This window comes from Streptomyces sp. NPDC088554 (genome assembly GCF_044752945.1).
In the GTDB taxonomy this organism is placed as follows: Bacteria; Actinomycetota; Actinomycetes; order Streptomycetales; family Streptomycetaceae; genus Streptomyces.
This window is the reverse complement of record NZ_JBIVMF010000002.1, coordinates 39,375-53,776: the sequence shown is the minus strand read 5'-3', so window position 1 is coordinate 53,776 and position 14,402 is coordinate 39,375. Positions and strand designations below refer to the sequence as shown.

General features: G+C 68.8%; 10 protein-coding genes and 1 riboswitch. Of the genes, 5 read left to right on the top strand and 5 right to left on the bottom strand.

The genetic code is table 11. The features are described 5' to 3' along the window. Positions 1-45: 45 nt before the first annotated feature. Positions 46-4,887, bottom strand: a complete 4,842-nt coding sequence (locus ACIP8W_RS02260; protein WP_402201624.1) for an RHS repeat-associated core domain-containing protein — start codon at positions 4,885-4,887, stop codon at positions 46-48. Between the two features lie 295 nt (positions 4,888-5,182). Further along, positions 5,183-6,529, bottom strand: coding sequence for a DUF445 domain-containing protein (locus ACIP8W_RS02255; protein ID WP_402201623.1), 1,347 nt, complete (start codon positions 6,527-6,529; stop codon positions 5,183-5,185). A 103-nt stretch (positions 6,530-6,632) separates the two neighbouring features. Between ACIP8W_RS02255 and ACIP8W_RS02250 the strand changes: the two genes are divergently transcribed. Then, entirely contained in the window at positions 6,633-8,051 is a 1,419-nt protein-coding gene (locus ACIP8W_RS02250) for a GDSL-type esterase/lipase family protein (RefSeq protein WP_402150026.1), read from the top strand. 313 nt (positions 8,052-8,364) lie between these two features. Beyond that, positions 8,365-10,845, top strand: a complete 2,481-nt coding sequence (locus ACIP8W_RS02245; protein WP_401952391.1) for a transglycosylase domain-containing protein — start codon at positions 8,365-8,367, stop codon at positions 10,843-10,845. Here the strand turns inward: ACIP8W_RS02245 and ACIP8W_RS02240 are convergent. The 3 genes from ACIP8W_RS02240 to ACIP8W_RS02230 form a co-directional block, all read right to left on the bottom strand. After that, on the bottom strand, positions 10,839-11,159 hold the full coding sequence (locus ACIP8W_RS02240; protein WP_402201622.1) for a DMT family transporter: 321 nt from the start codon (positions 11,157-11,159) through the stop codon (positions 10,839-10,841). The two genes, ACIP8W_RS02245 and ACIP8W_RS02240, sit on opposite strands and share 7 nt — an antisense overlap. A 34-nt stretch (positions 11,160-11,193) precedes the next feature. Further along, a riboswitch (guanidine-III (ykkC-III) riboswitch) is annotated at positions 11,194-11,266 on the bottom strand. Between the two features lie 61 nt (positions 11,267-11,327). Next, positions 11,328-11,630 (bottom strand): GroES family chaperonin, encoded by a 303-nt coding sequence (locus ACIP8W_RS02235; protein WP_401952821.1) that lies wholly within the window; start codon positions 11,628-11,630, stop codon positions 11,328-11,330. Positions 11,631-11,771: 141 nt separating this feature from the next. Further along, entirely contained in the window at positions 11,772-12,128 is a 357-nt protein-coding gene (locus ACIP8W_RS02230; protein ID WP_401952386.1) for a DUF3618 domain-containing protein, read from the bottom strand. Between the two features lie 145 nt (positions 12,129-12,273). On the opposite strand from ACIP8W_RS02230, the gene bcp reads away from it, so the two are divergent. The 3 genes from bcp (at position 12,274) to ACIP8W_RS02215 (ending at position 14,402) form a co-directional block, all read left to right on the top strand. Next, positions 12,274-12,741 (top strand): thioredoxin-dependent thiol peroxidase, encoded by a 468-nt coding sequence (gene bcp, locus ACIP8W_RS02225; RefSeq protein WP_401952383.1) that lies wholly within the window; start codon positions 12,274-12,276, stop codon positions 12,739-12,741. Between the two features lie 168 nt (positions 12,742-12,909). Continuing rightward, positions 12,910-13,536 (top strand): HNH endonuclease, encoded by a 627-nt coding sequence (locus tag ACIP8W_RS02220; protein ID WP_402201621.1) that lies wholly within the window; start codon positions 12,910-12,912, stop codon positions 13,534-13,536. Continuing rightward, positions 13,533-14,402, top strand: a complete 870-nt coding sequence (locus tag ACIP8W_RS02215) for an HNH endonuclease (protein ID WP_402201620.1) — start codon at positions 13,533-13,535, stop codon at positions 14,400-14,402. Before ACIP8W_RS02220 ends, ACIP8W_RS02215 begins: the two co-directional genes overlap by 4 nt.

Sequence of the window (14,402 nt, the reverse complement as noted above, 5' to 3'; positions counted from 1 at the left end):
TTTTCGATCATGGGGGAAAATTTCTTCGAAAGTCAGTTCATCGATTCAGCCACCCCCCTTTCGGTGGAACGGATCAAGTTCCGGAATATTTGGCTGCACCACATTCTCTATCCGCTTGTTGCCGGAATACCAATCTATAGAATCCCACGAGCGTCCGCCCAGGTCGGGATCGGCATTGAATAGTTTGACATTTCTTGCGATAACGCTCATCTCCCAGGCTGTACCATTCCCGGACGGGGGTGGATCCTGTCCGTTCCCCAACCCCCATCCCTCTCCTCGCTGAACGGCTACCTGAAAAGCCTCGGCAATCGATTCCGGTGTATTCCAGTTCCCCAGCACTCCCTCTCGGTTCGGCATCCCATCCAGAGTGACCGAAAGAGAAGTATCCCGATCGCGCACGGCGTTTATAACATTGGTCATCCACAGCGGAGCCCCTGCGTCGATCTGATCGAATGGCTTACCGTTGTACGTATGCGCACCCGGATCGCCATTGTTGCGAAGGTGTTCTGCCAGGCGGTTCGATTGCTGGCGCTCATCATTGACACCGAGTACCACACTATGCCTGTGCCCATGATCGGCATGCGGGCTCAGACAGGGTGCCAGGCCCAGCGGGTCTATGAGTGTCGTGGGGTTGTGGACATATGTCACCGTGTTCGGGGACGCGACGAGGCCCAGTGGGTCCGGTGACAGGTAGCGCGCTGTTTCCGGGTCGTAGTGGCGGAATCGGTTGTAGTGGAGGCCCGATTCGGGGTCGAAGTACTGGCCGGGAAAACGCAGCGGTGTGTACGCGGTGGCTGTACGGCTCCAGGTGGTCGCGCCCCATAGGGTGGTGCGGGTGCGCCAGGCGATGTGTCCTGTCTCATCGATGAGTTCGCGGGGTGTGCCCACCAGATCGGTGATGATCGCGAAGAAGCGCCTGTCGATCTCGCGCTGGGACGCATCGGCGGATATCTTGCGCTCGGTCTGCGCCACCGGCTTCGGACCGTCGTAGTCCCAGGTGAGCGATGTGCTCATCTGGGAGTCCGCGGTGTGGGTGGTCTGCTCACAGAGCGTGTCTCCGTCCCAGGTGAAGTCCACCTGTTCCAGGACCTGTTGGCCATCGACGGCCAGTCGTTGCTTGGCGATACGACGGCCGAGAGGGTCGTACCGGTAGCGCCACACCGCGCCATCAGGGGTGGTGACCGAGGTCAGACGGTCCTCCGCGTCCCAGCTGTATCGCCAGGTATCGGGGCGACGGGACAGCCGGGTCTTCTGCCGGAGCGTCACGCGCCCCTGAGCATCGTGTTCGTAACGGACGTCGCCCGCGCGGGTGATCCGGGTGCCCCGGTAGGCGCGGGGGCCGGTGGATTCGCGGGCCGGGTGGCAGTCCGGCCAGGAGGCGTCGGTCTGGTTGCCCGCTTCGTCGTAGGCGTACCGCTCGTTCCAGCTCCGGGACGAGACGGCCGTAACGCGGCCCGACCTGTCGAGGGTGAAACTGCGGGAACCACCCAACGCGTCTTCGGAGGCGATCAGTTGCCCGTCCGCCCGATAGGTGTAGCCACGGCGCTGGATCAGGACATCGTCACCGCCGATGACCGACTGACCCGTGAGGCGACCGTGGGCGTCCCAGCTCTGCTCCAGACCTATGGATTCACCGATCCGACGTGAAATCTCGCGTCCGGCCTCATCGAATTCGAAGGTCAGCGTGTGACCGGATATGTCCAGCTCGGCTCGTCGTCCCGCCGGATACTTCCAGGTGCTCTCCGCCCCCGCCGGTGTGGTGCGGCGGATTCTGCGCCCCAGCTCGTCGTAACCATGCTTCAGCATCCGGCCGTTGCATGTTTCCGAGAGGACGCGTCCCGCGATGTCTCGATGAAATATGAGCTCCGCGTCGGGGCCGTTCGCTGCCGACAGCCGTCCCAGGGCGTCGTACCCGAAATATGTGACAGCACCTGCCACGTCCTTGGTGACGACACGTCCGAAGCCGTCACGCTCGAACCTGATTGTCTCGTCCGCCCCGTTGGTGCGGGAGGCCAGTCGGCCGACGGCATCGTGGGTGTAGTGGAGCGTACGGTTGTCGAAGTCGGTCTCGGAAATAAGGCGCCCGGCCCGGTCGTACTCATAACTCCATGACAGGCCCAGCGGATCGATGACTTCGGCGAGACGCAGTTCGGTGTCGTGTGTGAACTCGTACCGTGTGCTGTCCGGCAGCGTCCGCGCGGCAAGCAGGTCGAAATGGGTGTACTCGAATCGGGACAGTCCGCCGAGTGCGTCAATATGGCTCAGGCAGTTTCCCTCACCGTCGTAGCTCCAGGATTCCTCGGCGCCTTCTGGTCCGATCCGGCGAGCAATCCTTCCCTCCACGGTCCATTCCAGTTCCGTGGTACTGCCGAGCGCATCCGTAATGCGGCGCGGTCTGCCGAACGCGTCGCGTTCGTAGCGTGTGACCGTGCCCGATGGCCCCATGACCGCGAGGGGCAGACCGGCGGCATCGCAATGCACCCGCTCACGGATGCCCTGCCCATCCATGGTCGCGGTGAGGTGTCCGGCCGCGTTGTACTCGTACCGGGTGATCGCTCCGTCCGGAAAGGTGGAGGAGACACGATTGCCGCGTTCGTCGTATGTCTGTTTCCAGACCGAGCCGTCCCGCATGGTCAGTTCAGTGAGCAGGTTCAGCTCGTTGAACACGAGGCGGGAGAAAGCACCGTCCGGCAGACGGGCGCCAGTGAGATTTCCCGCTTCGTCGAAGGACCAGGTCGTTGTATGGCCGAGCGCATCGGTACGGGACAGAAGACGGTCGTAGTGGTCCCAGGTCTGGTGGACGGTGTTGCCGAGCGGGTCGGTCTCGGCGATGACCTGGAGGTGGTCGTTGAGTTGAAAGATGCTGGTGGCGCCGGTGGAGTCGGTGTAGCGGGTTGTTCGTTGGCCGGTCTCGCCGTGGATCTCGTACGCGAAGGTGGAGGAGAGGTAGCCGTCCGGGCCGATGGTGCGGACGACGCGGCCCGCCGGGTCGTAGACGTAGCCGAAGGTGGAGTTGTTGCGGTCGGTCCACGAGGTGATGCGGCCGTGCGGGTCGTAGGTGAACCGCATGGGCAGCCCGGAGGAGTTGGTGACGCCGGTGAGGTGCCCGTGGTCGTCGTAGCCGTAGGTGAGGAGCGGGACGCGGCCCTCGGGGGTGCGCAGGGCCAGGGCGGTGACGCGGGTGTCCTCGCAGGAGAGCTGTGCGGTGTAGCCGCCGCTGTGGGTGACCGTGGTGGGGGTGCCGTCGGGGTGGCGGGTGAGGATGATGTGGTTGTCGTTGCGGTCGCTGATCCCGGTCAGCCAGTAGGCGGGTGAGGTGCGGTAGGGGCTGCCGGTGAAGGAGCGGGTCAGACCGGAGTGCGGATCGGTGACGCGGTACGCGGTGTCCTCGCCGTCCTGTCCGCCGTGGACCAGTGGCAGCCGGGGGCCGTGCAGGGGCAGGACCGGTTCGCCGCCGGGGTGGGGCAGGGCGGGGTAGACGAGAAGCGAGCCGTCCTCGCGGGCCCAGATCGCGCCGCCGCCGAGCGGGTCGAACTCCAGGCGCTCGTCCAGGGTGGAGGCCCAGCTCGGGCCGAACCACTGCCCGTACCGGTAACCCGACAGATGCGTACGACGCAGTACGAGCGGCAGGACACCCGGGAGCGACAGGTCGGTCTGCGGGAGCGTCATCTCCCCTCCGGCCACATCCACCGGATCGCCCTTGCAGGTCTTGCCCTCCAGCGGAATGGCGTTCCTGCGGGCCTCGGGCCTGGCGTCGCGGAGCGCGTCCGGCTTCGTACGAGCGGAGTCCCCACCGGACGCGCGGCCGGCGGGCGGCCTGCCGCCGCCGGAACCGCCGTCGTCCTTTCCGCTCCTGTCGCGCACCCCCGCGATACGGGTCCTGATGTCGTCGTCGATCTTCTTCTGGTCCTTGGAGATCCGCCGGACCGCCTGGGGAAGCTTTTCGCCGAGGTGGTCGCCCATCTCCTTGACGGCCTTCTCCAGCGCGTCCATCGCCTTGTCCGCCACCGGATCGATGACGTTCGCGATGCTGTCCCTGCCCCGGGTACGGCCGTGATGGCGTTTCGCCGTGGCCAGCTTCCCCGCCGTCGTACCGAGCACACTGACACCGACCAGGTTCAGCTTCGTACCGGCACGGGCATGCTCGGCATGATCGATACGGACACCGTCCCCGGCCCCCGGGCCCACGCCCGGCCCCGTGCCTCCCCCGGCGGACGCCAGACTCAGAGCGTCCTTCGCACCGTCGGCCCCCTCGCGAAAGCCCTCCTTCCCCGACTGTCCGACCTGACCGAGGTCCACCCCGTCCCGTACACCCAGCGCGTTCGCGCCGAGCTGGATCACCAGCTCGGCCGCCATGTTCTCCAGCGCCGCGACCGCGGGCTCCGTCAGCGCCGCGACGAGGTACCCGACCGCCTCCTCCATGCACTCCTTGATCAGCCGCTTCACCACCTCCTGGGTGGCCCGCATCGCCGCACCCCCCAGGAGCAGCGACAGACCGCCGGTCACCGGGATCAGCGACAGCGCGATGCCCGCCTCGGCCGCGAGATACCCCAGCTGCACCAGAGCGGCGACCTTCATGCCCTCGATCGCACCGGCCGCCGTGTCCAACGCCCCCGCGACAATGCCCGCCGCGCCCGCGATATCCGCGATGTGCTTGTCCTTGACCTTGCCCCAGTGGCCGTTCAGGGCGTCCATGGCCTCGCCCCGCCCGGACGACAGCAGGCGCTGCACATGCTGGTTGGCCTGCCACCCGTCGTCCTTCAGGTCCTCGGCGAACTCCCGCAACGCGTCCGCCATGTCGCGGTAGGCGTCCTCGTCCACGTTCGGCCACGCGACACCGATGACATCCAGCAACGTATCGGCCCAGTCAGGCACTATGACAGCCACGAACCGTCCCCCGACGAAGTGTCAACAACGGCATCAGTCATACCAGATGACCAACAAAACCGGTGGGTGCGGATCTCCCGGCCTCACCACGCCGTCACCACGCCGTCACCACGCCGTCGGCCCGCCGCCGGCCCGCCTCTGGCGCACCGCAAGAATCTTCGCGCCCCCTTGAACGCCCCCGGCCCCGCCTCCGTACTCATGGGCAACTCCCCCATGGTGGCTGGGCGCGTGAACGGACGACAGGGTCCTCGTCGCGCGCCCAGCAATCTTTCCGGCGGGTACGGCCGAGGGGCGGTCAGCCGCCCAGCGCGTGGGACAGGGTGTAGATCAGCAGGCCGGCCAGGGCGCCGACCACTGTGCCGTTGATACGGATGAATTGCAGGTCACGGCCGATGTGGGCCTCGATCTTCTTCGAGGTGTCGGCCGCGTCCCAGCTCGCCACCGTGTCCGAGATCAGCGACGTGATCTCGCCCCGGTAGGTGGAGACGACGTACGCCGCCGCCTCCTCGATCCAGCCGTCCAGCTTCCCCTGCAACCGGTCGTCCGTCGCCAGCCGCGAGCCCAGCGACAGCAGTGAGGCGCGGGCGCGCAGGCGCAGTTCGCTGCGGTCGTCCTCGGCTGCGGACATGACCATGGCGCGTACGGAGGACCAGGCCGAGGCGATGATGTCCTGCACCTCGGGGCGTGCCAGCAGCTCGGACTTGAGGCGTTCGACGCGGGCACGGGTGTCCGTGTCCGACTGGAGGTCGGCGGCGAAGTCCCGCAGGAAGCGGTCGACGGCGCCGCGCGCCGGGTGGGTGGGCATGTCGCGCATCTCGCTGATGAAGCGCAGCAGCTCCTTGTAGACGCGGTCCCCGATCCTGCGGTCGACGAAGCGTGGCGTCCAGCCGGGCGCGCCGCCCTGGACCGCGTCCATGACCGAGTCACCGTGCTCCACCAGCCAGTCGTGCGCGCGGGAGCAGATCAGGTCGACGGCGCGGTGGTGGGCGCCGTCCGCGACGACCTTGTCCAGGGTCTTGCCCAGGCCGGGCGCGATCTCGACCGCTTCGGCGCGACGGGTGATGGCCTCGCCGACGACCGCCTGGACGTCGGCGTCCCGCAGGACGGTCAGCGCGCCGCGCAGCGCCGTGGCGAGTTCGGCGGTGACCCGGTCCGCGTGGGCGGGCTGCGCCAGCCACGTACCGAGCCTGCCGCCGACGCCGAGGGCGCGCAGCCGGGTCCGTACCACCTCGGCCGAGAGGAAGTTCTCCCCGACGAACCGGCCGAGCGAGGCGCCCAGTTGGTCCTTCTTGTTGGCGATGATCGCGGTGTGCGGGATGGGCAGGCCGAGCGGATGCCGGAAGAGCGCCGTCACCGCGAACCAGTCGGCCAGCGCGCCCACCATTCCGGCCTCGGCCGCGGCGGCGACATAGCCGGTCCAGGCGCCCGCGCCGGAGTTCTTCGCCCAGGTCGCGAGGGCGTAGACGAGCGCGACCAGCAGGAGCAGTCCGGTGGCGGTGGCCTTCATGCGCCGGACGCCGCGCAGCTTCTCCTCGTCGTCGGCGGTGTACGAGAAGGAGCCGAGGGTGGGGCGGGCGCCGGCCGTGGCCTTCGACACCCCCCTGACCGCTCTACCCGTTCCGACCGGATCCGTGCTTTTCATCCACTCCCACCGTTCCACCGTTCATTCCATGCCCGCCGAAGCGCTTCCCCCCGCACATTGTCCCTGGCTTCCTCCGCGATGTCGGATGATGTGTTCTGTGGCCATGATCAAACAGCGAGGATGGGCCCTGCTCGGAGCGCTGGTGGGGGCGGTGGCGCTGATCTGCGGCACGCTCTTCGCCGCGTTCGGCCTCCTCGGTACGAGTGCGGGTGCGGGCGCGAGCCGTGCGGGCGCGGGTGTCAGTGTGGGTACGGGACCGGGTACGGGATCAGGCTCCGGCTCCGGCTCCGGTACGAGTACGGGCAGGCCCGTCGCGCCGGTCCCCTCCGATGGCTGGACCGGCACCTGGACCACGGCCCCGGCCGGAGTGGAGCCCGAGGCGCCGACCGGATATCCGGGCAGCTCCATCCGTAACGTCGTGCACACCAGCATCGGCGGCACCGAGGTGCGCGTCACCTTCTCCAACATCTACAGCCCCACCGCGCTGCTGATCGGCCACGCCTCCATCGCGGTCCGCGCGGGCGACGGCGCCGGGGCGGCCCCCGGGAGCATGCGGCGGCTGATGTTCGAACGGCGCGCGGCCGTGACCGTACCGCCCGGCGGGCAGATCGTCAGCGATCCGGTGGCGTTGGCCGTGCCGTACGCCGGTGAGCTGCTGGTGACGCTCTACACCCCGGCGGCCGGTGGGCCCGTCACCTACCACCCGAACGCGCTCCAGACCTCCTACCTCGCGGACGGCGACCGTACGGAGGACCCGGCCGGCGACGCGTACACCCGGCCCACCAAGGCATGGCGCTACCTCACCGCGGTCGATGTGCTGAACCACCGCACGGCGGGCGCGGTCGTCGCCTTCGGCGACTCGATCACCGACGGGGTCGGCTCCCGCACCGACGCCAACCACCGCTGGCCCGACATCCTCGCCGCCCGGCTGCGCGACCAGCACATCGGCGTGCTCAACGAGGGCATCGGCGGCAACCGCGTCCTCGCCGACTCCGTCGACCTGGCCAAGGGCGAGAGCGGTATCGCGCGCTTCCGCCGCGACGCCCTCGGCCGGGCGGGGGTCCGGGTCGTCATCGTCGACCTGGGCGTCAACGACATCCTGCGCGGCGCCGAGACCGACCCGGCCAGGATCGTCAACGGCCTCCGGGAGCTGACCCACCAGGCCCATGAGCGCGGGCTGCGCGTCATCGGCGCCACGCTCACCCCGTTCGGCGGGCACCGGGGGCACAACGCCACCACCGAGTCCGTACGCGCCCGGGTCAACGCGGAGATCCGGGCGGGCCGCGTCTTCGACGACGTCGTGGACTTCGACCTGGTCGTACGGGATCCGGACGCGCCCGAGCGGCTGAGGCCCGCGTACGACTCGGGCGACCATCTGCACCCGAGCGACGCGGGATACCTCGCGATGGGGGATCGGCTCGACCTCCGGATACTGGAGAAGGCGCTGAACGTACCCTTGACGGAACCGTCGACCGGCCCGACCGGCCGCCCGGCGGAGAAGGCGCTCGCGCGGCGGCTGTGAGGCGCGTCCGCCACGCCGACTCCCCGCGCCCCCACACCACTCCTCGCACCGCTTCTCGCGCCACTTCCCCACCCCTGTCCACGCGCCCGGCCCGTCGTACCGGAGCGCCCCACCTGCCGAAGCGCCCGCTCGTAGCCGTAGTCCACAGGGGCCCGTCGCCACTACCGAATATTCGGTCGGTACCACTTCTCCGTTCTGGCAGTGTTTTATAGGACTGCACAGCGTTTCTTGTGGATGCGGCGCTCATCGCCTGATACGACACCGTTATGCCGGAGAGTGAACCGCCGGCGGCGTCCGAGGAGTCTTCACACGTATGAGTGACGAGCCACAGCAGCAGGGCTGGGCCCCCCGGGACCCCTCGGCCCCAGGTCCGATCCCCCCGGCCCACGGCGGCAAGCGGGCCGAACGCAGGGCCCGGCGCGCCGCGAAACGCCTGGAGCGCAAGCGCCGGCGGACCGGGCTGCGCCGGCTCGTACCGACCTGGCGCATGCTGCTCGGCACGTTCCTCTTCTGCGCGCTCGTCCTCATCGGCGGGTTCTTCCTGGGCTACCGGCTCGTCGACATCCCCGCCGCCAACGCCTCGGCCACCGCGCAGTCCAACGTGTACCTCTACGCGGACGGCACCCAGATCGCCCGCGACGGCGAGATCAACCGCGAGAACATCTCGCTCGCACAGGTGCCCAGGACCGTCCAGCGGGCCGTACTCGCCGCCGAGGACCGCGGCTTCTACAACGAGCCCGCCGTCGACCCCCAGGGCATGGCCCGCGCCGCCTGGAACACCCTCACCGGCAAGGGCACCCAGGGCGGCTCCACGATCACGCAGCAGTACGTGAAGAACTACTACCTCGGCCAGGAACAGACGATCGTCCGCAAGGTCAAGGAGTTCTTCATCGCGATCAAGCTCAACCGCGAGGCGACCAAGGAACAGATCCTCCAGGGCTATCTGAACACCAGCTACTTCGGCCGCAACGCGTACGGGATCCAGGCCGCCGCCCAGGCGTACTACGGCAAGGACATCGAGGACATCAACGCCGCACAGGGCGCCTATCTGGCCTCCCTGCTCAACGCCCCCAGCGAGTTCGACGTCGTCGTCCACCCCGAGAACAAGAAGGCCGCCGTCGCCCGCTGGAACTACGTGCTCGACGGCATGGTCAAGGAGAAGTGGCTCAGCCCCGGCACCCGCGCCACCACCACCTTCCCCGAGCCCGGAAAGGTCAGGACGTCCTCCACCGGACTCTCCGGACAGCGCGGCTATATCGTCCAGGCCGTCAAGGACTACCTCACCAGCCACCGGATCATCGACGAGAACACCCTCGCCGCCGGCGGCTACCGCATCACCACCACCCTCGACCGCACGAAGCAGGCCGCCTTCGTCAAGGCCGTCAAGGACCAGGTCACCTCCCAGCTCAGCCCCGACCGCGCGGCCGACCGCAACGTCCGCGTCGGCGGCGCCTCCATCGACCCCGCGACCGGCAGACTCGTCGCGATGTACGGCGGGATCGACTACACCAAGCAGTACGTGAACACCGCGACCCGCCGGGACTACCAGGTCGGCTCCACCTTCAAGCCGTTCGTCTTCGCCGCCGCCGTCCAGAACGGCTCCGAGACCCAGGACGGCCGGCCGATCACCCCGAACACCGTCTACGACGGCAGCAACCGGCGCATGGTCGTGGGCCCGCAGGGCCCCACCGGCTACGCCCCGGCCAACGAGGACGACGTCGACTACGGTCCGATCACCGTCAGGACCGCCACCGACAAGTCCGTCAACTCCGTCTACGCGCAGATGGCCGAGGACGTCGGCCCCGCCACCGTCAAGGAGACCGCCGTCGCCCTCGGCCTCCCCGCCAACACCCCCGACCTGACCGCCTCCCCCTCCATCGCGCTCGGCCCGGCCACCGCGAGCGTCCTGGACATGACGGAGGCGTACGCGACCCTCGCCAACCACGGCGCGCACGGCACGTACACCCTCGTCGACAAGGTCAGCAAGAACGGTACGGAGGTGGTGCTCCCCACGAGCCGGAGCAAGCAGGTCATCAACCGCGAGGCCGCCGACACCACCACGTCCATGCTGCGCAGCGTCGTCGACGGCGGCACCGGCACCGCCGCCCAGTCGGCGGGCCGCGCGTCCGCGGGCAAGACCGGTACGGCCGAGGACGACAAGGCGGCGTGGTTCGCCGGATACACCCCGGACCTCGCCACGGTCGTCGCCGTGATGGGCGCGGACCCGACGACCGCCGCGCAGAAGCCGCTGTACGGTGCCCTCGGCCAGGCCAGGATCAACGGTGGCGGGCCGCCCGCGCAGATCTGGGGCCAGTACACCGCCGCCGCGCTCCAGGACAGCCCGGCCCGGGAGTTCGATCTCCAGCTGGAGCCGGGCGCGGAGGTCGCGTCCCCGGATCCGCAGCAGTCACCGCCGTCCCAGGGCCCGTCCGAGCAGCCCACCGCGCCCGGCCAGTCACAGCCGCCCGCCACCCAGGGCGGGACGGGCGGCGCCGCCACCACGGGGGGCCAGGACCAGGGCTCCACCACCGGCACCACCCCGGTCACCCCCGGCACCCCCGGTTTCCCGACCACGGGCGGGACGACCACCGACGGAACGGCCACCACCGGCGGAACGGGCGACACCACGGGCAGCACAGGCACCACGGGCACCACCGACACCGGCGGCGGCGGCGGTGCTGCGGACGGCACCAGCACCGGTACGGACACCGGCACCACCACCGGGACCGGCACCGACACGGGCGGCACCGGAGCGGACGGCCCCGGCCCCGGCCCCATCACGCCCTTTCAGTGACCGGACGTCGCCTTGAGCCCGACCACCGCGACCAGCAGCAGCGACACGAAGAAGATCCGGGCGGCGGTCACCGGCTCACCCAGCACCACCATCCCGACCACCGCCGCACCGGCCGCGCCGATCCCTACCCACACGCCGTACGCCGTACCGATCGGCAGTGTCTTCACCGCCTGCGACAGCAGCAGCATGCTCGCGACGATCCCGGCACCGGTGAACAGGCTCGGCCACAGCCGGGTGAACCCCTCGGTGTACTTCATCCCGATCGACCAGCCGACCTCAAGCAGACCGGCGACAATCAGCAGAACCCAGGCCATGACGGCACCTCCGACGAGAAATCACGGACATACAGGTGCGTCGTCCTTCGAATGACCCGGTACGGCGCGTCTCGTCGGGTCCGCACACCGTAGCAACAGCGGGCCGCGGACAGCCGAAAGGGGCCCGACGGGAGATCCCGCCGAACCCCTGACACACGTCGGTCACCGCTACAAATACAACCCGGTGGAGTCCTCGGACCCCTCGAACCGGTCCGCCGCCACCGCGTGCAGATCCCGCTCCCGCATCAGTACGTACGCCACCCCGCGCACCTCGACCTCGGCGCGGTCCTCGGGGTCGTACAGCACCCGGTCGCCGGGCGTCACCGTCCGTACGCTCTGTCCCACGGCCACCACCTCGGCCCAGGCCAGCCGCCGGCCGACGGCGGCCGTGGCCGGGATGAGGATGCCGCCGGACGAACGCCGCTCGCCCTCCGGGATGTCGGTCCTGACCAGTACGCGGTCATGGAGCATCCGGATGGGCAGCTTGTCGTGTTGATCGTGGGGTTTCTCGCTCACGCCCCCGAACCTACCTGCCCGTCGGACCGCGATACGCCAGAGGGGTCACGGCACGCAGAATCGCTTCGCCACACGCGGTTCCCGGCCCGCCCCGGATCAGTCCCAGTGCCGCTTCGAGGCCCTCGCCGACTTCACCGGCTTGGACGACTTCGAGGACATGACGAGCAGCCCCACCACCCCGACCGCGAGCAGCGCGACCGGCACCAGCCGCTCCAGCCGGGGCCCGCCGTCCGGCCCGACGAACGACGCGCGTACGCCCGCCGCCGTCCTGTTCACCGCGACGAACGCCCGCCCGGCCGTCTGGTCCACCGTGGAGGCCACCTTGGCCTTCGCGTCACCGACGATCGTCCTGGGATGTACCCGCACACCGATCTCGTCGAGCGTCTCGGCAAGCTGCCCGCGCCTGCGGACGATGTCCGCCTCGATCTGCGCCGGGGTCCTGGATTCCGACACCGCGCTGCCTCCGTGGTCGTGTCCGGTAGTCCTTCGTCGACAGTCTGTCAGCTCCACCGCCGCCGCACCCGACCGGCATCCCCCGATTACGCTCGGCGGCGTACACCGGGCACAGCCCGGCCCACCCCACGACGTACGGAGAACCATGAGCGAGCGCCTCCAGCCCGGCGACACCGCCCCCGCCTTCACCCTGCCTGACGCGGACGGCAACGACGTCTCGCTCGCCGGCCACAAGGGCCGCAAGGTCATCGTCTACTTCTACCCGGCCGCCCTCACCCCCGGCTGCACCAAGCAGGCCTGCGACTTCACCGACAACCTGGACCTGCTGGCCGGCGCGGGCTACGACGTCATCGGCGTGTCCCCCGACAAGCCCGAGAAGCTCGCCAAGTTCCGCGACCAGGAGAACCTCAAGGTCACCCTGGTGGGCGACCCCACCAAGGCCGTCCTGGAGCAGTACGGCGCCTTCGGCGAGAAGAAGCTGTACGGCAAGACGGTGACCGGCGTGATCCGCTCCACGATCGTCGTGGACGAGCAGGGCCGCGTGGAACAGGCCTTCTACAACGTCCGCGCCACCGGCCACGTAGCCAAGATCATCAAGGACCTGGGCCTCTGACCTCCTCCTGGGGGCCTGGGTGCCTGGGGGCCGATCCCACCCGGACCCCGGCCCCCGGCCCCCAGGAAGCGGCACCAGTTGTTCCGTTTATCGGACGTGACCATCCGATACCCGATTCGTTACCCAGTACGACGCCGCGAACGCGCGGCCGGGTCGAGGGGGCGGGCGATGGCCGTCAGATACACACACGTGCTGATGAAAGAGGCCGCGAGAGAAACGTCGAACTTCGACGACGCGGTGCGCTGGTGCGGAGGCGATCCGACCCCCGGGAGCCGCAGATACCTCCGGGCCAAGATGGCCGAGGCAGGGGTGAACACCTCGCACTTCACCACGGAGCGGGTGCGCCACAGCGACGAGACACTACGCGAACTGGTCGCGTGCTCCCGAAGCGTGAGCGAAGTCGTACGGCGCCTGGGAATCAGCCCGGTGGGCGGAAATCACACGCACATCGGCCGCCGGATAACCGCGCTGGGCATCGACACCTCACACTTCTCGCGAATGCCCCACGGGCACCGCAAGGACGCTTCGAGCAATGCGCTGGTTCTGGGCTCACCGTCGGACAGAAGAGTCCCGGGGGCACGCTTGCGCCGCGAACTGCTCCGCGCCGGGGTGGCGGAATCGTGTGCGATGTGCGGCACCGGCACGGAGTGGAACGGCAAACCTCTACGCCTCGAAACCGATCACATCAACGGTGACTGGTGGGACAACCGTCCGGGGAATCTCCGACTCCTCTGCCCCAACTGCCATGCGGTCACGGACACTTATCGCGGCCGGAAGCGGAGGCGCACGACATGAGCGCGTACCGCGCGTACCCTCGCGACTTACTGGAGCGCACCGCACCGGAAGCCGGCAGCCTTGTCGATCTGCTGCGCAGACTGGACACCCCCCTGGGAAGCGCCCCTCTTCGCTATCTACGTCTGCGACTCGCGCACTACGGCATCGACACTTCCCACTTCCAAGAGGAGCCACTCCCCGCACGGGAACGCCGCTCCTACTCGAAGGAACTACTGACGGAAGCCGCCGCGAAATCGCAGAGCATCAGGGAAATGCTTGAGTACATGGGCTTCCCTCCCTGCAACAGCCCGTATGGCCACATCCGGAAGAAGCTGGATCAATTCGGCATCGACACTTCGCATTTCACCCGAAGATACGGATCCAGTGCGGCCCTCATCCCCCGTGACGAGTTGGCACCGGCTGTCGCGGCCTCAGCCAGTCTCGCAGGGGTTCTGAAGCTCCTCGGCCGGGCGAACTCCGGGGCGACCCGCACTGTCGCCAAACGCAGCATCGAGGCCCATGGTCTGCCGTGCGCCCATTTCACGGGCCAAGGCCACACGCGAGGCGCCCCCTCCCCCTGGCGCAAATCGGCGGCGGACATTCTGCTACGACTCGAGCCAGGCGCACCACGCACGAAGACCGCGCTGCTGAGGCGTGCGCTCGATGATCTCGGCGTGCCGCAGCTTTGCGCCGAGTGCGGTATCGGCGACGTCTGGCAAGGCAGGCAACTCGTCCTGGAGGTCGACCACATCAGTGGCGACCGGTGGGACAACCGGATCGAGAATCTGCGCTATCTCTGCCCCTCGTGTCACAGCCAGACGAGCACCTTCGCAGGCCGCGCCATCAGGTCGGGCATCCCCCTCCGGCCAGGCGGGAAGAACCAGTAG